23 protein-coding genes and 1 pseudogene are annotated in these 20117 nt (G+C 72.6%); 11 read left to right on the top strand and 13 right to left on the bottom strand.

Annotated features, from left to right (window positions below; all coding sequences use genetic code 11):
- Nucleotides 1-438 precede the first annotated feature (438 nt).
- Nucleotides 439-1068: a maleylpyruvate isomerase N-terminal domain-containing protein gene (locus tag ACIG5E_RS20560; RefSeq protein ID WP_396535229.1), complete on the bottom strand. Its 630-nt coding sequence runs from the start codon at nt 1066-1068 to the stop codon at nt 439-441.
- Between the two features lie 205 nt (nt 1069-1273).
- On the opposite strand from ACIG5E_RS20560, the gene ACIG5E_RS20555 reads away from it, so the two are divergent.
- From ACIG5E_RS20555 to ACIG5E_RS20540, 4 genes are all read left to right on the top strand, one after another.
- On the top strand, nt 1274-1915 hold the full coding sequence (locus tag ACIG5E_RS20555) for a LysE family transporter (RefSeq protein WP_396535227.1): 642 nt from the start codon (nt 1274-1276) through the stop codon (nt 1913-1915).
- 201 nt (nt 1916-2116) lie between these two features.
- Nucleotides 2117-2842: a TetR/AcrR family transcriptional regulator gene (locus ACIG5E_RS20550; RefSeq protein ID WP_396535225.1), complete on the top strand. Its 726-nt coding sequence runs from the start codon at nt 2117-2119 to the stop codon at nt 2840-2842.
- Nucleotides 2843-2893: 51 nt separating this feature from the next.
- Nucleotides 2894-3223: a hypothetical protein gene (locus ACIG5E_RS20545; RefSeq protein WP_396535223.1), complete on the top strand. Its 330-nt coding sequence runs from the start codon at nt 2894-2896 to the stop codon at nt 3221-3223.
- Between the two features lie 15 nt (nt 3224-3238).
- Entirely contained in the window at nt 3239-4345 is a 1107-nt protein-coding gene (locus ACIG5E_RS20540; protein WP_396535221.1) for a M14 family metallopeptidase, read from the top strand.
- 75 nt (nt 4346-4420) lie between these two features.
- Here ACIG5E_RS20540 and ACIG5E_RS20535 read toward each other — a convergent pair whose 3' ends face one another.
- Nucleotides 4421-4681 (bottom strand): hypothetical protein, encoded by a 261-nt coding sequence (locus tag ACIG5E_RS20535; RefSeq protein ID WP_396535219.1) that lies wholly within the window; start codon nt 4679-4681, stop codon nt 4421-4423.
- Nucleotides 4682-4976: 295 nt separating this feature from the next.
- Nucleotides 4977-5603, bottom strand: coding sequence for a TetR/AcrR family transcriptional regulator (locus tag ACIG5E_RS20530; protein WP_396535217.1), 627 nt, complete (start codon nt 5601-5603; stop codon nt 4977-4979).
- A 192-nt stretch (nt 5604-5795) separates the two neighbouring features.
- Here ACIG5E_RS20530 and ACIG5E_RS20525 point away from each other — a divergent pair, with 192 nt between their 5' ends.
- The 3 genes from ACIG5E_RS20525 to ACIG5E_RS20515 are packed head-to-tail and all read left to right on the top strand — an operon-like array spanning nt 5796 to nt 8301.
- Entirely contained in the window at nt 5796-6554 is a 759-nt protein-coding gene (locus ACIG5E_RS20525; protein ID WP_396535215.1) for an SDR family oxidoreductase, read from the top strand.
- Complete coding sequence (locus ACIG5E_RS20520; RefSeq protein WP_396535213.1) at nt 6551-7333, top strand: SDR family NAD(P)-dependent oxidoreductase; 783 nt, start codon at nt 6551-6553, stop codon at nt 7331-7333. Before ACIG5E_RS20525 ends, ACIG5E_RS20520 begins: the two co-directional genes overlap by 4 nt.
- Nucleotides 7330-8301 (top strand): NADPH:quinone oxidoreductase family protein, encoded by a 972-nt coding sequence (locus ACIG5E_RS20515; RefSeq protein ID WP_396535211.1) that lies wholly within the window; start codon nt 7330-7332, stop codon nt 8299-8301. The genes ACIG5E_RS20520 and ACIG5E_RS20515 overlap by 4 nt, the downstream gene beginning before the upstream one ends.
- A gap of 3 nt (nt 8302-8304) precedes the next feature.
- On the opposite strand, the gene ACIG5E_RS20510 is transcribed toward ACIG5E_RS20515, so the two are convergent.
- The gene (locus tag ACIG5E_RS20510; RefSeq protein WP_396535209.1) at nt 8305-8922 is read right to left on the bottom strand and encodes a MerR family transcriptional regulator; all 618 of its coding nucleotides are present in this window, start codon (nt 8920-8922) and stop codon (nt 8305-8307) included.
- A 115-nt stretch (nt 8923-9037) separates the two neighbouring features.
- Here ACIG5E_RS20510 and ACIG5E_RS20505 point away from each other — a divergent pair, with 115 nt between their 5' ends.
- Nucleotides 9038-9448 (top strand): DUF3291 domain-containing protein, encoded by a 411-nt coding sequence (locus ACIG5E_RS20505; protein WP_396535207.1) that lies wholly within the window; start codon nt 9038-9040, stop codon nt 9446-9448.
- On the opposite strand, the gene ACIG5E_RS20500 is transcribed toward ACIG5E_RS20505, so the two are convergent.
- Nucleotides 9426-10250 carry an NAD(P)H-binding protein gene (locus tag ACIG5E_RS20500; protein WP_396535205.1) on the bottom strand — a complete coding sequence of 275 codons (825 nt, stop codon included), beginning with the start codon at nt 10248-10250 and terminating at the stop codon, nt 9426-9428. The genes ACIG5E_RS20505 and ACIG5E_RS20500 overlap by 23 nt on opposite strands.
- Nucleotides 10251-10329: 79 nt before the next feature.
- Between ACIG5E_RS20500 and ACIG5E_RS20495 the strand changes: the two genes are divergently transcribed.
- Nucleotides 10330-10743: a winged helix-turn-helix transcriptional regulator gene (locus tag ACIG5E_RS20495; RefSeq protein WP_396535203.1), complete on the top strand. Its 414-nt coding sequence runs from the start codon at nt 10330-10332 to the stop codon at nt 10741-10743.
- A 48-nt stretch (nt 10744-10791) separates the two neighbouring features.
- Here ACIG5E_RS20495 and ACIG5E_RS20490 read toward each other — a convergent pair whose 3' ends face one another.
- Nucleotides 10792-11670, bottom strand: coding sequence for an SDR family oxidoreductase (locus tag ACIG5E_RS20490; RefSeq protein WP_396535201.1), 879 nt, complete (start codon nt 11668-11670; stop codon nt 10792-10794).
- A gap of 72 nt (nt 11671-11742) precedes the next feature.
- On the opposite strand from ACIG5E_RS20490, the pseudogene ACIG5E_RS20485 reads away from it, so the two are divergent.
- Together ACIG5E_RS20485 and ACIG5E_RS20480 are read left to right on the top strand one after the other, a co-directional pair.
- Nucleotides 11743-11889, top strand: a pseudogene (locus ACIG5E_RS20485) (zinc-binding dehydrogenase); the annotation flags it as partial.
- A gap of 87 nt (nt 11890-11976) precedes the next feature.
- Nucleotides 11977-12918, top strand: coding sequence for a RimK family alpha-L-glutamate ligase (locus ACIG5E_RS20480; protein WP_396535199.1), 942 nt, complete (start codon nt 11977-11979; stop codon nt 12916-12918).
- A gap of 61 nt (nt 12919-12979) precedes the next feature.
- Here the strand turns inward: ACIG5E_RS20480 and ACIG5E_RS20475 are convergent, their stop codons facing one another.
- The 7 genes from ACIG5E_RS20475 to ACIG5E_RS20445 all read right to left on the bottom strand — a co-directional run bounded on the left by ACIG5E_RS20475 (nt 12980) and on the right by ACIG5E_RS20445 (nt 20018).
- Nucleotides 12980-14257, bottom strand: coding sequence for an alpha/beta hydrolase family protein (locus ACIG5E_RS20475; protein ID WP_396535197.1), 1278 nt, complete (start codon nt 14255-14257; stop codon nt 12980-12982).
- Between the two features lie 112 nt (nt 14258-14369).
- Nucleotides 14370-16013 (bottom strand): IS200/IS605 family accessory protein TnpB-related protein, encoded by a 1644-nt coding sequence (locus ACIG5E_RS20470; protein WP_396535195.1) that lies wholly within the window; start codon nt 16011-16013, stop codon nt 14370-14372.
- Entirely contained in the window at nt 16006-16581 is a 576-nt protein-coding gene (locus ACIG5E_RS20465; RefSeq protein ID WP_396535193.1) for an IS607 family transposase, read from the bottom strand. The genes ACIG5E_RS20470 and ACIG5E_RS20465 overlap by 8 nt, the downstream gene beginning before the upstream one ends.
- 83 nt (nt 16582-16664) lie before the next feature.
- Nucleotides 16665-17129 (bottom strand): hypothetical protein, encoded by a 465-nt coding sequence (locus tag ACIG5E_RS20460; RefSeq protein ID WP_396535191.1) that lies wholly within the window; start codon nt 17127-17129, stop codon nt 16665-16667.
- A 61-nt stretch (nt 17130-17190) separates the two neighbouring features.
- Entirely contained in the window at nt 17191-17586 is a 396-nt protein-coding gene (locus tag ACIG5E_RS20455; RefSeq protein WP_396535189.1) for a VOC family protein, read from the bottom strand.
- A 191-nt stretch (nt 17587-17777) separates the two neighbouring features.
- Nucleotides 17778-18989: an acyl-CoA dehydrogenase family protein gene (locus ACIG5E_RS20450; protein WP_396535187.1), complete on the bottom strand. Its 1212-nt coding sequence runs from the start codon at nt 18987-18989 to the stop codon at nt 17778-17780.
- Nucleotides 18990-20018 carry a phosphotransferase family protein gene (locus ACIG5E_RS20445; RefSeq protein ID WP_396535185.1) on the bottom strand — a complete coding sequence of 343 codons (1029 nt, stop codon included), beginning with the start codon at nt 20016-20018 and terminating at the stop codon, nt 18990-18992.
- Nucleotides 20019-20117: the final 99 nt, after the last annotated feature.

Raw genomic sequence — 20117 nt, 5'->3', positions numbered from 1 at the left:
GACTGCCGGTCGTACGGGGTGCGGGTGCGGAGGAAGTCGGCCTGGTCCAGGTGGCCGACCGTGCCGTCGGCCCGGTGCACCACGCGCAACGGCTCGCCCGCGCAGTAGCCGTCCAGCCCGGTCCAGGTCCCGCCCGGCTCGGGCTGGAACCGTGAGGTGCGGGCCGCGCCGCCCAGCGCTGTGAGCTCCAGCACACGGCCGGCTCGCAGGTGCGGCGCGACCACGCTGGCGCCCCAGCACCAGGGGCCGGTCAGCGGTAGCAGCTCCGGGTCGGTATCGTCCAGCGACCGCCGGAAGCGCGGGAGGCGGTACGGCGACGCGATATCGTCTCTCCGGCTCCGCCCAGGCCAACTGGTTCGTCGACCACGGCAGCGGCTGGTCCGCCGACGGCGCGACGCTGCCGCGGACGGTTGACCGGGAACAGGCGAACCCCGGGCCTCAGCGGATGATCGGCAGCACCGGCTCCGAACTGCGCCCCGCCGCCGCCTCGATGAAGGCCACCGGGTCCGTGGCCTCGGCCAGCAGTCCGCGGGTGAAGTGCAGCGCCCCCTCGGCGGGCGCCGGTCCGCCCACGGCGGCGATCAGGTCGAGCAGGTGGACGGTGGCCTCCATCAGCGCCACCTCGCCGAGCGCCCCCACCGTCACCTTCCCGAGCAGCTGGTGCTCCACCACCGTGTCGGGCGAGAGGTCCGCGATCCCGGCCAGGGCGGCCGGGCCCTCGGTGCCGAACCGGGCGATCAGCGCGGCCGGTTCGGTCGCCTTGGCGGCCTCCTTGGCCATGTCGGCGATCTGCCCGGCGGCGGTGTGGGCGAGCCCGCCCGGCTGGTTGAACGTCCGCAGGATCTCCGCCCCGCCGGTCATCCCGGCCGGGCCGTCGACCACGGCCTCGCGTAGCCCGGCGAACTGCTCCGGCACCGGCGCCACGTGCGCGTAGAGGTCCCGGACGGTCCACTCGGACAGCCGGGTGGGCCGGTCCCAGTCCTCCGCGCTCAGGGCCGCGCCGCGCTCCGCCCAGGACGCCCACGCCTCGGCCAACAGCTCAGCCACGCGGTTGTTCTGACTGCTCATCGGTACCTCCTCGAACCAATGTCCACCGGAGCGCCCCACGCTACCCGCCCGCACGGACAAAACCACTTGCGGCCCCTTGCCGCGGCCGCCACCATCGGCCCATGACCGACACCCCCGCCCGCCCGCTGCCCGTGACCGCCGCCGCCCGCCCGGCCGCCGTCCAGCAGCAGCCCGGCCGCGCCCGGAGGCCCGACCGCGCACGCGCGTGAGGGCCGCGCTGGTCGCCGGCCTGCTCGCCGGGTACGGCGTCGCCGTACCGGTCGGGGCCGTCGGCGCCTACCTGGTGGCACTCACCGCGCGGACCTCACTGCGCACCGGGGCCTGCGCCGCCCTCGGCGTGGCCACCGCGGACGGGCTGTACGCGCTGCTCGCGGTCCTCGGCGGCACCGGCCTCGCGCCGCTGCTGGAACCGCTCGCCCGCCCGCTGCGCATCGGCTCGGCGCTGGTGCTGCTCGCCCTGGCCGTCCGCACCGCCGCCACCGCCCTGCGCGGCCGCCGCTCCACCACCGCACCGGCCCCCGGGGCTCCGCCCGGCCCCGCCCGGGCCTTCCTCACCCTGCTCGGGATCACCCTGCTCAACCCGCTCACCGTGCTCTACTTCGCCGCCCTGATCCTGGGCAGCCGCGGCCAGGGCGGCAGCACTTCGGGCATTCTCTCCCCGGCCGTGTTCACCGCCGCCGCCTTCGCCGCCTCCGTCTTCGCCGCCTCCGCCAGCTGGCAACTGCTGCTCGCCTCCGGCGGCGCCCTGCTCGGCCGGGCCCTGACCGGCGCGCGCGGCCGGCTGCTGACCGCCCTCGGCTCGGCCGCCCTGGTGGGCTGGCTCGCCGTCCGGCTGCTGCTCGGCTGAACCGGACCGCCACTCCCCCGCCACCGACGACGACCCACCACCGACTACGACCCGTGACCAATCCGGGCGTCTCCCAGGCCTGTTTTCCACCTATTCGTACCTTGTATCCTGGTTCTGTATCCGCTGCGTAACCTGCCCCACCGGCCCGGCTCCGGCACGGCCCGGCTGACGGCCCCGGCACCGACTCGGAGGAGTACGGCCATGGTTGAGCGGGACGGCCCCGAGAAGCGGGGACGCCTGAGCCGCCCACTGGTGCTCGACGCCGCCGTGGCACTGGTGGACCGCGAGGGGCTCGGCGCGCTCACCATGCGCAGGCTGGCCGCGGAGCTCGGCGTCGAGTCGATGGCGCTGTACCGCTACACCCCCGGCAAGGAAGCCCTGCTGGACGGCCTGACCGAGGCCTACTTCACCGAGATCAACGCCCGGCTGCGCACCAGCGCCGCCGGTGGCGGCCCGCGCGAGCCCGAGTGGCGGATGGAACTGCGCCGGATCGCCCAGGCCTTCGCCGCCGTGGCGCACTCCCACCCCGAGATCCTGCCGCTCGTCGCGACCCGCCCGCTGGCCGTCCCGGTGTCCCGGCGGCCGGCCCCGGCGCTCGAACTCACCGAGCACATCCTCTCGGTGCTCGGGCGGGCCGGCTTCGACGACGCCACCACGCTGACGATCTACCGCACCTTCGTCGCCTGGAACCTCGGCTGCCTGCTGGTGGACAAGCGCCAGGTGGTCGACAATCCGGAGGAGCCGGATCCGGCACTGCGGCTGGGCCTGCACCGGCTGTCCGCCACCGAGTACCCGCGGTTGCGCGCGCTGGTCCCCCGCTTCGCCGACTTCGACGATCAGGCCGAGATGCTGGCCGGCCTCGACAGCCTGCTGAACGGGATGCCGGAGCCACCCCTTGACGCCTTCTACGGCGGCGGCGGATCCTGAGGATACGAGGTACACGTCGGACATATCCGTACTCATCAGCAAGAGGTCGTCATGTCCGCCGTCCCATCCGCACCACCCACCCGGCCCGACATCCTCAAGCTCCGCGTCACCGCCAAGGACGCGGACACCCTGCGCGCCCTGCTGCGCGATTCCCGTCCCGACACCGGCGGACGCCCGCAGGTGGAGCCGGACGGCCGCGTCAGCATCGACGTCTACGCCCCGGACGACCAGGCGGCGGCCCTCGAACGCGAGGGCGTCACGGTCACCGTGATCGGTAACGCCAGCGAGGCCGGACGGGCCGCCCAGGCCGAGGTCGGCACCGGCGACCGGTTCGCCGCCGGCGCCGTCCCGCGCGGCCTGGCCGCCAAGCTCGCCGGCTGAGCCGGGAGGCCCGTCATGCCGTACCTGAACATCACCGAGGTCGAATCCGCCGTGGCCGGCCTGGCCGCCGCCTACCCCGGTACCACCCAGCTCATCACCCTGCCCGAGCCCTCGATCGAGGGCCGCACCGCCCACGCTCTGCAAATCGGCGCACCCGCCCCGGTCCCCAAGGACTGCGTGATGCTGATCGGCGGCGTGCACGCCCGCGAGTGGGGCAGCTGCGAGATCCTCGTCCACTTCGCCGCCGATCTGCTGGAGGCCTACCAGTCCGGTACCGGCCTCGGCTACGGCGGCACCAGCTTCACCGCCGGCCAGGTCAAGGCGCTGCTCCAGCGACTGAACCTGGTGGTCTTCCCGCTGGTCAACCCGGACGGCCGGCTGTACAGCCAGACCGTCGACCCGATGTGGCGCAAGAACCGCAACCCGGCCAACTCCGGCGGCAGTTCGAACCCCGACTGCATCGGCGTCGACATCAACCGCAACTACGACTTCCTCTTCGACTTCACCACCGCGTTCGCCCCGACCGCCACCCCCCAGGTCTCGACCAACCCGTGCGACCAGCAGGTCTACGAGGGCCCGAGGGCCTTCTCCGAGCCCGAGACCCGCAACGTCCGCTGGCTGCTGGACCAGCACCCGCGGACCAGGTGGCTCGTCGACGTGCACAGCTACTCCCAGGACATGCTCTACAACTGGGGCGACGACGACAACCAGTCGATCGACCCGTCGATGAACTTCCGCAACGCCCGGTACGACGGCAAGCGCGGACTCCCGGGCGACGCCGCGTACGCCGAGTACATCCCCAAGGACGACGCCGACAGCGCCCTCGAACTCGCCACGGCATTCTGCCAGGGCGTCCAGGGCGTGCGCGGCACGGCCTACAAACCGCTGACCGGCTTCCACCTCTACCCGACCAGCGGGACCAGCGACGACTACGTCTTCTCCCGTCACTTCGTCGACCCCGCACAGGGCAAGGTGCTCGGCTTCACCGTCGAGTGGGGCAAGAAGTTCCACCCGCTGTGGGCGGAGATGGAGCAGATCGTCCTCGACGTGGACGCCGGGCTGGTGCAGTTCTGCGTGGCCACCGCCGGTCCCGCGCAGCCGCCCGCACCCCCTCAGCCATAGTGCCCGACAGCGGGGCGCCCGCCACGACCGGTCGTGGCGGGCGCCTCAACGACTGTGCTCAGGCAGCCCGGTGGCTCAGGCAGCCCGGTGGAGGAAGAACGGGTCGATGGACGGGTTCACCGGGGACACCCCGTCCGTGTCGAGCAGTTGGTGGGTGGTGAAGTTGGAGTTGCGCCGGTACGTCACGCCGACCGGGAAGTTGGCGTTGTCGGGGGTGTTGTTGCCCGCGAAGATCCCGTAGAAGTCCTGGCCGACGGCGATCAGCCGGATGTAGTCGCCCAGGTACGGCCGGACCGGGCTCGATCGTTGCGGGGTGGTTCCTTGCCGGGAAGGCATCGCTTGCGCCTCCCCTCTCCCTCCGCCCGGGCCGCGCCCGACGCGCCACGCACACGACCGGTCCGCCGGCCGGCCCGGGTCGGGGTCTGCTCCCGGCGGCGCCGCCGGTCGGGGCGCGGTCGCCGCGGAAGGTGTTGCTGGGATGCGCGGTGACGGAAGTCGCGCCGGGGTCCGTCCGACCGGACCGGGAACGCGCCGGAAGTCGGCGCTGTACGCCTACGAGGCACACGTACTTCGTATACGAGTCTGCCCGCGCCCCCGGGGCTGGTCAAGGGTGTGGCGAAGGGCCCGGACGTCAGACCCGGGCGCCGAGCATCCGCAGCACCAACTCGCCGTAGCGGCGGCCGAGTTCCTCCGGCGTCTCGGAGGACCGCTCGGTGTACCAGCGGGAGACGTCGATGCCCAGCGAGGTGACCGCGCGGGCCGCCGTGCGCACCTCCGCGACCTCGAACTCGCCGGCCGCCACGCCCGCCGCGATCAGCGTGCTGACCTCGCGCTCGATGTCCAGGCGCAGCGCCGCGACGACGGCGTAGGCGTCCTCGGGCAGCGCGTGCAGCTCGTAGTTGACCACCCGGCCGACGGTCCGGGCCCGGGCGTGCCAGGCGGTGAACTGCTCGACCAGTCGCCGCATCCGCTCCGCCGATCCGCCGTCCCCGGCCGCCGCCTGCCGCACCAGCGCGAGGGTGGCGGTGTGCCCGGCCTGGCTGATCTCGGCAAGCAGGGCGGCCTTGGACTGGTAGTGGATGTACAGCGCGGCGGGGCTCATCCCGGCGGCGGTGGCGATGTCCCGGGTGGTGGTGGCGTGGAAGCCGCGCTCCGCGAACGACTCCACGGCCGCCTGGAGCAGCCGGTACGCCGCCTCGGGGCGGGTGTCGGCGCCGGGCAGGGTCGGCCAGAGGTCGGCGATCGGCGTGCTGGTCATGGCGCCATCCTCCCAGAGGATTCGTACGGGCTTTCCCGTCGGCCGTTCGGTGCGGTCCGGCGGACTGTTGACAGGCTGCCGCACCGACACCATGCTGAGCAAGCGCTTAGTCAGCTCAGTCGACTCGGTCAGCTCAGCCGACTCGGTCGGCAATCTCGAACTCAGACCCTCGCGGGAAAGGCAGGACCCTCCGTGGCGCACTCCTTCAAGGGCCGGGTGGCCGTCGTGACCGGATCGAGCCGCGGCATCGGCCTCGGCATCGCGCGCGAACTGGTCGAGCGCGGCGCCAAGGTCTGTCTCACCGCCCGCAACCCCGAGCCGCTCGCCGAGGCCGTCCGCGACCTCGGCGGCCCGGAGAACGCGATCGCCGTCGCGGGCAAGGCCGATGACCCGGCCCACCAGGAGGAGGCCGTCGCCCGCACCCTGGAGGCCTTCGGCCGGCTCGACCACCTGGTCAACAACACCGGCATCAACCCGGTGTACGGGCCGGTCCTGGAGACCGACGAGGCCGCCGCCGCCAAGATCATGGCCGTCAACGTGCTCGGCCCGCTGGCCTGGACTCGCCGGGCGCACGCCGCCTGGATGGGCGAGCACGGCGGCTCGGTCGTCAACGTCGCCTCGATCGCCGGCATCCGCGCCTCGCTCGGGATCGGCATGTACGGCGTCAGCAAGGCCGCGCTGATCCGGCTCACCACCGAACTCGGCGCCGAGCTGGGTCCGCAGGGCATCCGGGTCAACGCCGTCGCCCCCGCCGTGGTGAAGACCAGGTTCGCCGAGGCGTTGTACGAGGGCCGCGAGGAGGAGGTCGCCAAGGCCTACCCGCTGGGCCGCCTCGGCGTCCCCGAGGACGTCGCCGGCGCCGTCGCCTTCCTGCTCTCCCCGGACGCCGGCTGGATCACCGGCCAGACCCTCGTGGTGGACGGCGGAGTCACCCTCGGCGGTGGGCTGTGACGACCTTGGAGGGCCAGGGCGTGGTGGTAACCGGCGCCGGCCGCGGCATCGGTGCCGCGCTGGCCCGGGCCTTCGCCGCGGCCGGCGCCCGGGTGGTGGTCAACGACCTGGATGCCGAGGCCGCCCACGCGGTCGCCGAAGACTGTGGTGGCGCCGCCCTGCCCGGGGACGCCGCCTCCGCCGCCGGTCTGGCCACCCTGGTCGGCCGGGCCCGCGCGGAGCTCGGCGAGATCGACGTGTGGTGCGCCAACGCGGGCGTCGCCCCGGTCGGCGGCGCCGACGCGCCCGCCGCGGCCTGGGCGAGCGCCTGGGAGGTCAACGTGCTGGCCCACGTGCGGGCCGCCGAATTGCTGCTCCCCCGCTGGCTGGAGCGCGGCCAGGGCCGCTTCCTGGCCACCGTCTCCGCCGCGGGGCTGCTCACCATGCTCGGCTCCGCGCCGTACGCCGTCAGCAAGCACGGCGCGCTCGCCTTCGCCGAGTGGCTCTCCGCCACCTACCGCCACCGGGGCGTCAAGGTGCACGCGCTCTGCCCGCAGGGTGTGCGCACCGACATGCTGGCCTCCACCGGCCCGGTCGGCGAGGCGCTGCTCGCGCCGACCGCCCTGGATCCGGGGGACGTCGCCCAGGCGGCGCTGGACGGGCTGCGCGAGGAGCGCTTCCTGATCCTGCCGCACCCCGAGACCGCCGAGTACTACCGCGTCCGGGCCACCGACCCGGACCGCTGGATCGCCGGGATGAACCGGCTCCAGCAGGAACTGGAGAAGGGCGGGGCGCTGTGAGGGCCTGGCAGGTGCACGAGCTCGGCGAGCCGGCCGCGGTGATGCGGCTGGCCGAGGACGCGGCGCGGCCGGTGCCCGGCCCGGGGCAGCTGCTGGTCCGGGTCCGGGCGGCGGCGGTGAACTTCCCGGACGCGCTGATGGTGCGCGGGCAGTACCAGGTCCGTCCGCCGCTGCCGTTCACCCCCGGCGTGGAGCTGTGCGGCGAGGTCGCGGACGGCGCCCGGCGGGGCGAGCGGCTGATCGGCAACCCGGTGCTGCCGCACGGCGCCTTCGCCGAGTACGCGCTGCTGGACGCCGCGGCCGCTTTCCCGGCGCCCGAGGCGCTGGACGACGCCGAGGCGGCGGCGCTGCACATCGGCTACCAGACCGCCTGGTTCGCCCTGCACCGCCGGGCCCGGCTGCGGGCCGACGAGACCCTGCTGGTGCACGCGGCGGCCGGCGGGGTCGGCAGCGCGGCCGTCCAGCTCGGCCGGGCCGCCGGGGCCCGGGTGGTCGCCGTGGTCGGCGGCCCGGCCAAGGCGGAGGCGGCCCGCGCGCTCGGCGCCGACCTGGTGGTCGACCGGACGGCCGGGGACTTCGTCGCCGCCGTCAAGGAGTTCACCGGCGGGCGCGGCGCGGACGTGGTCTTCGACCCGGTCGGCGGCGAGGCCTACACCGGCTCCACCAAGTGCGTGGCCTTCGAGGGCCGGATCGTGGTGGTGGGCTTCGCCGCCGGGCAGATCCCGGCGCCGGCGCTCAACCACGCCCTGGTGAAGAACTACGCGATCCTCGGCCTGCACTGGGGCCTCTACAACACCCACGACCCGCGCGCCGTCCGGGCCGCCCACGACGAGCTGACCAAGCTCGCCGAGCAGGGCGTGGTCCGGCCGCTGGTCAGCGCCCGGGTGCCGCTGGCCGGGGCGGCGGAGGCCGTCCAGCTGGTGGCCGACGGGCGCAGCACCGGCCGGATCGCCGTTCTGGGGGACTGACGGTCAGGCGTTGCGGCGGGCGGACTCGTTCTCCTGGGCCAGCCGCCGCAGCGCGAGCAGGGCCGGTTCCAGCAGGACGGTCCGCAACAGGGCACGCTCGGCCTGCTCCAGCGGGTCGGCGTCCGGGTCGAGCTGGTCGAGGTCCAGGACGGCGGTCCGCTCGGCCAGCTCGGCGTAGCCCAGCAGTGCGGGGCGGTCGAGCTCCGCGCCGAGCGAGCGCAGGGTCTCCAGGGTCTCGCCGAGCACGGCTCGGGCGGGGGCGTGCTCGGATACCTCCCAGCCGAGTTCGCCGATCAGCGCGTCCACCTCGGCGGCGCCGGGGGCGGGCGCCGGTTCCTCCTCCTCGTCCACCGGGCGCGCCCCGAGCACCAGCCCGAGCACCTGGTGCCGCTCCCCCGCGTGCGCGGCCACCGCGCCGAGCACCTCCCGGGTGGCGCTCACGCTCAGGCCCCGCACCCCGATCAGCGCGCGCACCAGGCGCAGCCGGCGCAGGTGACTCTCGTCGTACTCGGCCTGGGTGGCGGCGACGGCCCGACCGGGCGGGAGCAGACCCTCGCGCAGGTAGTACTTGATGGTCGCGGTCGGGACCCCGCTGCGGCGGCTCAGTTCGGAGATGCGCACACCCGTTCTCGCTTTCGTCTGGCCTTTGGATACCAGCACTGTCTAACATAGATAGTGCCACTACCCAGTGTCGCATCCTCCGTCCTCCGCCTCTGCCCGACGAGGAGTGTCAGCCATGCCCACGCTGCCCTGGACCACGCCGAATCCCGCCGCCCCCGGCACCCGGGCGGTCGTCATGGCCTCCCGGTTCGAGGTGCGGTCGCTCGCCAACGTCCCGCGCTTCTTCGCCCGGTCGCTGACCGTCTGGCGCCAACTGCGCACCGCACCCGGCGCCCTGGGCGGCTCGCTGATCGCCCGGCCCCTCAATCGGACCTTCTACACACTCTCAGCCTGGGAGAGCCGCGAGGCCCTGAACGCCTTCGCGACCGCCGAGCCCCACCGCAGCGTCATGCGGGGCCTGCGCCCCACCATGCGGGAGTCCACCTTCACCTTCTGGGACGCTCCGGTCGAACAGCTCCCGATCCCCTGGCCGGATGCCCACGCCCGGATCGACGCCCAGCGCGCTACGACTGACGCCCGGCGATGACCTCCAGGGCCGGGCGCGGCGGGCGACCGAGCAGGGCCGCCAGGTCGCCCGGCCCACCCGGCCCGGCCAGGAAGCCGTGGGCGATCGCCGAGTAGGTACCCACCACCATCGGCACCTGGAAGTCGAACGCGTCCGAGGCCGCCACCGCCGTCCGGGCCTCGGTCAGCCGGCCCGGGCGGTACTCGGCGCCGAGCACCTCGGCCACCTCCGCACCGCCCACCGCCCGCTCCCCCACCAGCTCGTACGTCCGGCCCGCGTGCCCGGCGGGCGCCAGGGCGACGTTCACCGCCACCTCGGCGAGATCGGCCCGGGCCACCGCCGCCAGCCGCCCGGCGCCCAGCGGCGCCGTGATCACCCCGTCCAGGCCGGGCGCGGCGATCGCGGCCAGCAGCTCCGCGTAGAGGCCGTTGCACAGCACCGTCCAGCGCAGGGTGCCGGACTCGCGCAGCCGTCGCTCGGTCCAGCGGTGCGCCAGCGCGTAGGGCAGGTGGTCGCCGTCGCCGGACAGGCTGGTGTAGACGACGTGCTCGACGCCCGCCTTCTCGGCCGCCTCGATCGCCACGCCGTGCCGGGCGGTCACCACGTCGTCCTCGGCGGCGCCAGCCGAGATCAGCAGCAGCGTCCGGACGCCCTCGAAGGCCTCGGCCAGGGTCTCGGGCCGGTCGAAGTCTACCAGCCGGACGGGCTGTTCACCCTGAACCTTCTCGGGCGTCCGGCTCCCGGCGACGACATCCGCACGGCCCGCGAGGCGCTCCAGGACGAGGGCGCCGAGACCTCCGTTGACACCGGTGACGAGCAGCATGTTTCTCCTCCAGATGGCTGGTCGTTGAAGACGTGACCATCCTCGGTAGCCTGGGCGTCCGGAGTAAGGAGGCACTTCCATGTCAGTAGGGCACACCGCGGTAACCACTCCCCGTCCGGTGGTCTGGTGCGACGAGGGCGTCGACTGCGGCATCCGCGACCTGCTGAACCGGCTGGGCGACCGCTGGTCGGTCCTGGCCGTGGTCGAACTCGCCCAGGGCGTAAGGCGGTTCCGCGAACTGCAGCGCGCCCTGCCGGGGATCTCCCAGCGGATGCTGACCCTGACGGTGCGCCGCCTGGAGCGCGACGGCCTGGTCTCCCGGACCGTCCACCCGACCGTCCCGCCACAGGTCGAGTACGAGCTGACCCCGCTCGGGCACAGCCTCACCCACCTGGTGCGGGCGATGGTCGACTGGTCCTACACCCACCACGACGCGATCCTCACCTCCCGGCAGGAGTGGGACGACGCCAACCCCGGCGCGGAGATCCGCTAGCGGAGCACTACCAGCGGGGAACGACGCGGCCGGCCGCGGTCGAGGTGGTCACGAACCCTGCGCGAACGCGGTGGCGTGGTCGGCGGCCCACTGACGAAACGTTCGCGGGGCCGTGCCGAGGATGTCGGCCACCGCAGTGGTGACGTGTGCGGGCGGTCCGACCGCCGCCGCCCAGGCGGCGAGCAGCATGTCGACGGCCGGGCTGAGCGCCGCATCCTCCGACAGGCTTCGGAACTCGTCCGGCGTCATCTCCTCGAACGCGATCCGGCGCCCCAGGACGTCACCGATGACGGCCACCTGTGCGGTCTGGGTCAGCGGTTCGGGGCCCGTGAGGACGTAGTCACCTCCGGCGTACCCGTCCTGGCAGAGCGTCCGTGCCGCGACGGCTGCTACGTCGCGGTCGTCGACCGGTGCCGTCTCCGCGGCACCGTAAGGCCATCGGACGACCTCGCCGAGCCGGATCGCGGGCGCCCACCAGGCCAGCGAGTTCGACGCGAGCATCCCCGGCCGGATGATCGACGACTCGAGTCCGGTGGCCGCGATGAGCCGCTCGATTTCGGCGTGCAGCGCCGCCATGGGATTGGGCTGCTGGAAGAAGGGGTGCGGCGTCTGATGCGGGGAGGAGAGGAAGACGACCCGCCGCACGTTGGCCGCCAGCCGCTGGATGACCGCCGCGGCGGTCCGAGGCGGGGCGGTCCAGACCAGGAAGACCGCACCGGCGCCCTTCAGTGCCGGGTCGAGCGACTCGGGCACGGTCAGGTCGCCGGTGAAGACCTCGACCTGCGCCGGCAGCGTCGCCGCCGCCTCGGAACGATGGGTCAGGGCGCGGACCGGCACGCCCGCTTCGAGGAGTCGGTCGACGACGATGCGGCCGATCCGGCCCGTCGCCCCGGTGACGAGCACGGGAGGAGTGACTGTGAGATTCATGCCATCCATAAAATCCTTACTTGGTTAAAAACGCAACTTGGTTAGGCTCTCCGGACTCGAGCCGACCGGCACGCGCTGCCGGCGATCACCGAGCTGGTCGGGACCGGCCTGCCGAAGGTCCACGTCGACGCCGTCTTCCCGCTGGCAGAGGCCGCCAGGGCGCACGAGCTCGGCGAGGCCGGGCGCGCCGTCGGCAGGCTGGTGCTCACCGTCGACTGACGGCAGGGCGGTTTCGGCCAGAGCGTCCCGCGGGTGGCTCGCAAGGCATCCTTGTCGGGTACGGGCACGTACCGCTTCGATGGCCGCATGGGCCGACGAGATCTCGTTCTTCTGACCGATCACAGCTCGACCGAGGGCACCCGGGCGGCGATGGCCACCGCCGCCCGGCGGCTGACCGGCCGCGAGCCCGTCCTGATGGACGCGCGGCACTTCATGACGGACGGCACCGGCGGCGTCAACGGCACCGGCCGGATCGAGGCCGAGGGCGGGGGAACCGTCCGCCTGGAGGCCGAGGGACGCGTCGTGACCACGGACGCGGTGGTCGTCTACGAGATCCCGCCACACCGGCGCCCCGCCTTCGCGCACTGCCAGCGGCTGCTGCGCGCGTCCGGCGTCCGCTCGCTCGGCACCGACGTCGAGGCCTGGCGCGCGGCGACCGAGAAGGACCGCACGGTCGAGCGCTTCACCCGCGACGGCGTGCCGCAGATGCCGACGATCACGCTTTCCCGGCCGAGCCCGGAGGCCGCCGCCGAGGCCTTCGAGCGGCTCGGCGGCGACGTCTGGGCCCGGCCGTGCGTCGGCATGGGCGGCGACGACGTCTTCCACATCACCACTCGCACCCAACTCGCCGCCGCCGCACGGCACTACGCGGATCTCGGCACCGACTGGCTGATCGCCCAGGACGCCCGGAACTTCATCGCCGACGGGCGCCGCCACCAGTACCGGGTGGTCGTCCTCGGCGGCCGGGTCGTCCGCGCGACGGAGCACGTCCAGGCAGACCCGGACGCGCCGTGCAACGAGTGCCAGGGCGCCGTCTCCATCCTCCTGGAGACCGACGAACTCCCGCCGGGTCTCGCGGAGTTGGCGATCCTGGCGACCAAGTCCCTGGGGCTCCCGCTGGCCGGCGTCGACCTCGCTGCCGAGAGCGGCGGCGTGGTCTTCGAGGTGAACGTCCACCCGGCCTTCGGCCGCACCCGAGGGATCGACCAGATCGCCGTCCCGTACGTCGCGGCGCACCTGCACTCCTGAGCCGACGGGACCGGGCCACCGTCCGCCGACGGTGGCCCGGAGCCGTATCGGCCTGCCCGCCCTACCGCTCGTACGTCATCTCCGGGAAGCGCGCCGAGGGCCCGTCCAGCAGGTGGTCGTCGTGGCCGCGCAGCCAGCGGTCGAAGAAGGACGCCACGTAGGAGCGGGTGGCGAGTTCGGCGCGGTCGGGGCGGATGGTGCCGACCTCCTCGGCCAGCTCGTCCGGGGTGATCGCGCCCTGGCGGGCGAGCTGGGGCAGCAGGGACTCCGCGTCGGTGTAGGAGCCGTGCCGGGAGCCGTCCAGGGTGAGGTCGGCGCGCCAGCCGGTGCTGTGCTGCCAGAGGGCGTCCCAGCCGGGCTGCCCGTGGTAGCTGCCGGAGTCCTCGCTCCGGGTGCCCATCAGCAGGAACGGGCGGTCCAGGCCGTCCTGGGCGACGCTCGGCAGGAAGACGCCGGTCTGCCCGTCCGGGCCGGGGAAGTGCATCTGGCCGTCCATGTTGATCCCGGCCGCGATCCGCGGGTCGTCGTGCATGGTCTGCAGGGCGGTGAAGCCGCCCGCAGAGTGGCCGACCATGCCGATCCGGTCGAGGTCCAGCGAGGCGGCGAGGCCGGTCGGCAGGCCGGGGACGCGGCGCAGCCCGGCGAGTTCGTCCAGCACGAAGCGGGTGTCGTCGACCCGGGTGCTCAGCGACTTGCGCAGCACGGCGCCGATGTCCAGGCCGGGTTGCCCCAGCATGGCGGGGAACACCGAGGTGGCCAGGTCGCCTCCGGGGAAGGCGACTTCGGAGGCCTCGTAGGTGTGGTCGATGGTGACGACGACGTAGCCGCGCGAGGCGAGGTCCTCGACCAGGGCCGTGCCCCAGCTGCGCGGGTCGCCGAGCCCGGGCGAGTACAGCACCACCGGGCGCGGTCCGCCGGGGCGGGCCGGGGCGTCCTGCCGAGCGTGGGTGAGGATGCCCGACCAGTCCGTACTGCCGGGCTGGACACCGTAGTTGAGCTTCCCCACGCCGGTGTCGCCGCCGAAGTGCTCCCCGGCGGCGGGCACCATGTAGCGGGCCCGCTGCTCCCCGGCGGCCGGGCGGGCGGTCGGGTACCAGAAGCTGATCATCAGCTCGCGCTTGCGCCCGGGCTGCCAGGGGTCCTCCCGCCCGGCGTCGGTCAGGTGCAGCGAGGTGGTCCCGATCGGGTACGGCCCGGTCGGCTGCGGCAGCCACGCCGTGGTTTGGTGTCCACCGCCGCCGTCCGCCGGCACCGCCACCGCCCCGGGCGCGCCCGCCACCCCCAGCGCCGCCGACGCCGCCAGCAGTACCGCCGCCACCGCCCGTCCCCGCCTGCCCATTGCCGCCTCCTCGTCGTGCTCCGTTGACGAGGGAGACGCTACGGGCGGGGCAAACCGAAGCCGTCATACCGAGGAGCCAAGTCCCTCTGAGTACTTCGGTATGACACCGTTCCTAATCAGTGAGCAGGAGTGAGTCTTGGACCCAGTCCTGGTCATCTGGCGCATTCCGAACGGTTTTGGATGCGCTGGTTGCCCGCGTTCGCTCCGCGTCCGGCTGCACGGATCGTGTCCGTGGTCCGGGTACGCGGGGGCGGGTTCCCTCACGTCCACGGTCAAGCGGTCTGGCCTGGGCGGTCCGATGCCCGCCGGCATCACTCTGGTGCTGGCGGGGCGGTGCCGTCCGTCGCCGGATCGCGTGCCCGAGGGCGCGCCTACCGATCGCCACCGAGGCGGCGGCGTGTCGGGAAGTCTGTCGTCTTTTGCCGGCCAGGGGTTTCTGCCAGTGTTCCGCGCCCCACATCGAGGTGTAGGCGGGATCGACGGCGATCACGCCGACACCGGCCTCGGCGCACATCGACAGCAGGCGTGCGCGGAGTTTGCCGGTGGGGATGCCGGAGATGAGCTGCCGGAACTTCTTCTTCCGGCCATGCTTCTCGCGGGTCTTGGAGTCGGTGAAGTCCAGGTCTTCGATCGCGATGGCCTGCACGCCAGTCGCTTTGGCCCAGTGCAGGAGGCCGGTGAGGGCGTGGCGCAGCTGCGCATCGCGGTGGGTGGCGGTGCCGGACAGGTGGTAGTCGAAACGGCGGGGTGCGCCGGTCGGGTTGCCGGGCTCGTCCAGCAACCACGCGGCCAGGTGGTCGGCGTTGGTGTCCACGCCGATCACGCCACCGGCCCGCAGGGTGTCCAGGGGGACGACGGGCAGGTCTTTGCGGGTCCAGGACGCATCCAGGTACCAGCGGCTGGAGGTGGCGTTGAAGTGGATGCGGTAGGCCACGGCCCGGTTCGCGGTGACGCGGTCGTGCCACTCTGCGCCCCGGTGCGGGAACGATACCTTCGCGGTGAGCACGTAGCGGCCGTGCTTGGCGTTGGCCAGATCTGCGAGCGGGGCGGGCAGCTTGATGCTGACCCCGCCGTCCGGGGTGATGCGGATCGTCTCGTTGCCGAAGCGCTTGCCGGACTCGCCGTCAGCAGTCAGGAACCATCGGGCAGCTTGCCACTCCGTACGCCACTGCGGCTCGCTCTTCTGCGCCGCCTCCAGGTTGTGGCGCTGCTTGAGCAGTCGCCTACCGCCCCGCACCGCCGAGACCCGCCCGGCCTCCCGCTCGGCGGCCACGCGCTCGTACTCGTCCTCCAGGATCGCCAGGCGGCGCGTCTTGACGAACCACTCATGCTTGGAGCGGTAGCCGCCGGGCTTGCCCCGGCTTCCCTTCTCCCCGACCGGCAGCGACAAGCGGTGCCGCACCGTGCGCACAGCGCTGTCCAGCGATTGCAGATGAGCATGCTGCGCGCGGCGGGACAGGCCCCACTGGTCGTGGGTGCTGGAGGTGACCGAACCGGCCCAGCGGGATGACGACTGCGCCGTCAGTTCCCTCTTACGGGCCGCCCACGTGTCCGTGGAGTGGTCCAGGCCGTCACGGCACCTGCGGGCCAGGTCGCGGGAAGACAACTGGCCCATGTGCTCGCCGACCAGGCGCAAGACCTTCTCGTCCTCGCCGGTCAGGCCCTTGAGACGATCGCGGATGCTCACGCCGCACGGCCCGTCGACAACGAACGGCCGGGCGATCTGCCGCAGCGGCTTCCTGGTCGGCTCAGCCATGCTCAGCCGCCTCCAGAGCCTTGCGAGCACGGTTCTTCGCCGACCGGCGCCCGTAGCGGCGGGCACAGAACGAGGTCAGCACCTCCACCATGTCCCGCACCAGATCGTCTTCGACTTCGCCGTCATCCAGCACGACCAGCCGACGGCCCGATGCGGCAAGGGCGGCCTCGATCAGCTCCACGTTCATCCGGCCAAGCCGGTCCCTGTGCTCTACCACCACCGCGGTCACGGCAGGGTCTGAGAGCAGTCGCTTCGCCTTCGGCCGGGCACCGTTCATACCCGACGCGATCTCGGATTCAACCCGGACCACCGGGCGTCCCGTGGTCGCGGCCCAGCGAGGCAGCCGGGCCACCCTCCGCTCAAGATCGGACTTCTGGTCATGCGAGGAGACGCGGGCATACAGTCCCAGACCGCCGTCCGCTTCCGGCATGGTATTCGCCTCGATGTTCACCAGGATCGTGCGCGGCCCGACCCGCTGAGCAGGCACCGGCAACGTCCCCTCACGGAACCACCGATAGGCGGTATGCGGGTGCACACCGTTCGCCATCGCCCATTCCTTGAGATTCACACATTGAACATAACACCAACTCAAAGACCTTAATGCCCAATAGAGTTGACCAAATCCCGAGCAGCTCCCCACCCCTACGGGCCTCATCGCCCGAGGTGGTCGGCCAGGGCCTCGACGGTGCGGCGCCGCATCGTGTACATCGAGACCGCCGAGCCGTCCGCGAAGCGCAGCCGGAACCTCGCCATGGCCTGAAGGCGCGGGCGCCGTTCCACCCGCCGGATCGCGTTGCGCGGAACGTGCCACAGCAGTCGGCCGGTCTTGCGGATGTCCGGCCCGACCGTGACGAACGCGGTCCGGCGGTCGGTGACCACCAGCAGCTTGGCCGCCACCCCGCCCTCCACGTGCGGGAAGCTGCGCGCGAGGCTGCCCGACTCCCCGGTCACCGCGCCGATCCGGCCCAGCGCGTTGCCGATCGCCGCCCCGGCCCCGTCCCCGATCCCCTCCGCGCCGGCCACCGGGATCACCTTCGCCACGTCCACCAGCTGTTCGCCCGGCTCCAGCAGCGGTTGGACGGCCTGGCGATAGCGGTTCATCAGGGTCTCGGTCATCTCGTCAGACTAGATGATTGATACCGGGGGTCGGCCTGCCCGGGCCGGTACCGGTCCGGGCTCAGGAGATGGGCGTCAGGAAGATCCAGATGTGACCGAACGGGTCACGGAGCATCGACTGCCGGGCACCGTAGAACATGTCGGTCGGCGGTGAGAGCAGTTCGGCGCCGGCGGCCACGGCCTGGGTGGTCAGGCCGTCGACGTCCGGAACGTAGACGTGCAGAGCAACGGACGGACCACCGGCACCCGGCGGCGAGAACGGCGCATCGGCGTCACCGAGCATGAGGGTGGAGCCGTGAACACTGATCTCGGCATGCATGATTCGCCCGTCATCGCCGTCGAGCCGGACGAGCTCGGAGGCTCCAAATGCGGCCGCGTAGAACTTGATCGCCTCAGCGGCTCCATCGATCATCACGTGCGGGATGACGGCGTACTTGTACTGCTCGGGAATCTCCATGCGCATCAACGTACGGCCGTGCCGATCAGTCAGACATCGGCCCAGGGTCCCGCCCCCGTCTCCTACGAAGGATGCAGGACCTGCTCAGCGGCACGCACGACATGACGCGAGGAGTCCGGAGATCGGCCGTGACACCAGACCCGGACTCCCTCGCCACCACCGTCGGCTCAGTCCTGGGATCAATTCCTGCTCTACCGGTACCGCTTGAGCTCCCGTCGGGCCAGCGAGCGCTTGTGCACCTCGTCCGGCCCGTCCGCGAGGCGCAGGGTGCGGTTGCCCGCCCACAGCTGGGCCAGCGGGGTGTCCTGACTGACCCCGGCGGCGCCGTGCGCCTGGACGGCCTTGTCGAGGATCCACTCGACGGTGCGCGGGGTGGCGATCTTGATGGCCTGGATCTCGGTGTGGGCACCACGGTTGCCGACGGTGTCCATCAGCCAGGCGGTCTTGAGAACGAGCAGCCGCAACTGCTCGATCCGCACCCGGGATTCGGCGATCCAGTCCTGCACCACGCCCTGCTCGGCCAGCGGACGGCCGAAGGCCACGCGCTCGCTCGCGCGGCGGCACATCAGCTCCAGGGCGCGTTCGGCGATGCCGATGGCCCGCATGCAGTGGTGGATCCGGCCGGGCCCGAGCCGGGCCTGCGCGATGGCGAAGCCGGTGCCCTCCTCGCCGATCAGGTTCTCCAGCGGGACGCGGACGTCGTCGAACAGCACCTCGGCGTGGCCACCGTGGTCGGCGTCGTCGTAGCCGAAGACCGTCATGCCGCGCTTGACGGTGACGCCCGGGGTGTCGCGCGGGACGATCACCATGCTCTGCTGGCGGTGCGGTTCGGCGGTCGGGTCGGTCTTGCCCATCACGATGAACAGCTTGCAGTCCGGGTTCATCGCGCCGGTGATGTACCACTTGCGGCCGTTGATGACGTACTCGTCGCCGTCGCGCTCGATCCGGGTGGCGATGTTGGTGGCGTCCGAGGAGGCGACCTCGGGCTCGGTCATCGCGAACGCGGAGCGGATCTCGGCATCCAGCAGGGGGCGCAGCCAGCGCTCCTTCTGCTCGGCGCTGCCGAACTGGGCGAGCAGCTCCATGTTGCCGGTGTCGGGGGCCGCGCAGTTGAGCGCGGGCGGGGCCAGCTGGATGCTGCGGCCGGTGATCTCGGCGAGCGGCGCGTACTGGAGGTTGGTGAGGCCGGCGCCGTGCTCGCCCGGGATGAAGAGGTTCCACAGGCCCTGCTTGCGGGCCTCCGCCTGGAGGTCGGCGACCACGGGCGGGACGGCCCAGGGCTCGCGGGCGGGGTCGGCGAGCTGGGAGGCCAGGACGGGCTCGGCGGGGTGGACGTGCTGGTCCATGAACGCGAGCAGCTGCTCGCGGAGCTCGTTCGTCCGGGCGTCGTAGGCGAAGTCCATTCAGCTCTCCTTGAGGGTGCTCAGCCCGTGCCGGGCGAGGATCGGGGCCATCTCACCCGCGCGCTCGAAACCGGCGCCCAGGGTGCGGCCCTGCTGGAAGCGGTAGTGGATGCCCTCGGCAACGGCGGCCAGTTTGAAGGAGGCGAAGGCCACGTACCAGTCCAGATCGGCGGCCTGGCGGCCGGTCAACTCTGCGTAGTACGAGACGATTTCGTCGGCCTTCGGGAAGCCGGAGGCGGTCATCGCGGAGGGGATGATGCCGCCGCCGACGCCGGCCAGCTCGGTGTACATCACCAGGAGGCCGATGTCGGTGAGCGGGTCGCCGAGGGTGGACATCTCCCAGTCGAGGACGGCGGTGATCGTGTCGGAGTCGTCGACCAGGACGTTGTCGAGGCGGTAGTCGCCGTGCACGAGGGCGGGCGCGGGCGAGGTGGGGAGCCGCTCGGAGAGGAGGGCGTGCAGCCGGTCGAGGTCGGGGAGGTCACGGCTGCGGGAGGCGGCGAGCTGCTTGGACCAGCGGCTCAGCTGGCGTTCCAGGTATCCGTCGGGGCGGCCGAAGTCGGCGAGGCCGACGGCGGCCGGGTCGATCCTGTGGAGGGCGGCGAGGGTTTCGACCAGGCTGCGGCCGAGGGCCGCCACACGGTGCTCGCCCAGGGCGGCCAGCGTCCCGCGGTCGCGGTGCGCGATGCCGGTGACGTGCTCCATCAGGTACCAGGGGGCGCCGAGCACGTCGGTTTCGTGGTCGATCAGCAGCATGTGCGGTACGGGGACGTCGGTGTCGCGCAGGGCGGACATGACCCGGTACTCGCGGCCCATGTCGTGGGCGGTGGCGAGGACGTGCCCGAGCGGCGGACGGCGCAGCACCCAGCGGCGGGAGTCGTCGCTGAGGACGTAGGTGAGGTTGGAGCGGCCACCCTCGATGAGCGAGGCCCGCAGCGGCCCGTGGAGGGCGTCGGGCAGCTCCCGGTCCAGGTGGGAACGGAGGCGGCCCAGATCCAGGCCGGGCGGATCGGCGGGAGTCTCGGGCATCGGGCGGCTCCTCGGGTGGCAAAGGGATGACTAAGCGCTTGCTTAGCATTCAGCCGGAGGAGGTCCCCTGTCAATGCCACGGCCCCCGGACTGGCCAGT

This window comes from Kitasatospora sp. NPDC053057, from assembly GCF_044546945.1.
Taxonomy (GTDB): domain Bacteria; phylum Actinomycetota; class Actinomycetes; order Streptomycetales; family Streptomycetaceae; genus Kitasatospora.
The sequence above is the reverse complement of the archived record's forward strand: the minus strand, read 5'-3'. Positions and strand labels throughout refer to the sequence as shown.

What these genes read in the sequence shown, in the direction of transcription:
- ACIG5E_RS20490 (WP_396535201.1), bottom strand. Translation starts at nt 11,670, where the DNA reads ATGAATCTCACAGTCACTCCTCCCGTGCTCGTCACCGGGGCGACGGGC.
- ACIG5E_RS20560 (WP_396535229.1), bottom strand. Translation starts at nt 1,068, where the DNA reads ATGAGCAGTCAGAACAACCGCGTGGCTGAGCTGTTGGCCGAGGCGTGG.
- ACIG5E_RS20455 (WP_396535189.1), bottom strand. Translation starts at nt 17,586, where the DNA reads ATGGAGATTCCCGAGCAGTACAAGTACGCCGTCATCCCGCACGTGATG.
- ACIG5E_RS20460 (WP_396535191.1), bottom strand. Translation starts at nt 17,129, where the DNA reads ATGACCGAGACCCTGATGAACCGCTATCGCCAGGCCGTCCAACCGCTG.
- ACIG5E_RS20450 (WP_396535187.1), bottom strand. Translation starts at nt 18,989, where the DNA reads ATGGACTTCGCCTACGACGCCCGGACGAACGAGCTCCGCGAGCAGCTG.
- ACIG5E_RS20445 (WP_396535185.1), bottom strand. Translation starts at nt 20,018, where the DNA reads ATGCCCGAGACTCCCGCCGATCCGCCCGGCCTGGATCTGGGCCGCCTC.
- ACIG5E_RS20475 (WP_396535197.1), bottom strand. Translation starts at nt 14,257, where the DNA reads ATGGGCAGGCGGGGACGGGCGGTGGCGGCGGTACTGCTGGCGGCGTCG.
- ACIG5E_RS20535 (WP_396535219.1), bottom strand. Translation starts at nt 4,681, where the DNA reads ATGCCTTCCCGGCAAGGAACCACCCCGCAACGATCGAGCCCGGTCCGG.
- ACIG5E_RS20505 (WP_396535207.1), top strand. Translation starts at nt 9,038, where the DNA reads ATGCCCACGCTGCCCTGGACCACGCCGAATCCCGCCGCCCCCGGCACC.
- ACIG5E_RS20530 (WP_396535217.1), bottom strand. Translation starts at nt 5,603, where the DNA reads ATGACCAGCACGCCGATCGCCGACCTCTGGCCGACCCTGCCCGGCGCC.
- ACIG5E_RS20480 (WP_396535199.1), top strand. Translation starts at nt 11,977, where the DNA reads ATGGGCCGACGAGATCTCGTTCTTCTGACCGATCACAGCTCGACCGAG.
- ACIG5E_RS20495 (WP_396535203.1), top strand. Translation starts at nt 10,330, where the DNA reads ATGTCAGTAGGGCACACCGCGGTAACCACTCCCCGTCCGGTGGTCTGG.
- ACIG5E_RS20540 (WP_396535221.1), top strand. Translation starts at nt 3,239, where the DNA reads ATGCCGTACCTGAACATCACCGAGGTCGAATCCGCCGTGGCCGGCCTG.
- ACIG5E_RS20550 (WP_396535225.1), top strand. Translation starts at nt 2,117, where the DNA reads ATGGTTGAGCGGGACGGCCCCGAGAAGCGGGGACGCCTGAGCCGCCCA.
- ACIG5E_RS20500 (WP_396535205.1), bottom strand. Translation starts at nt 10,250, where the DNA reads ATGCTGCTCGTCACCGGTGTCAACGGAGGTCTCGGCGCCCTCGTCCTG.
- ACIG5E_RS20470 (WP_396535195.1), bottom strand. Translation starts at nt 16,013, where the DNA reads ATGGCTGAGCCGACCAGGAAGCCGCTGCGGCAGATCGCCCGGCCGTTC.
- ACIG5E_RS20545 (WP_396535223.1), top strand. Translation starts at nt 2,894, where the DNA reads ATGTCCGCCGTCCCATCCGCACCACCCACCCGGCCCGACATCCTCAAG.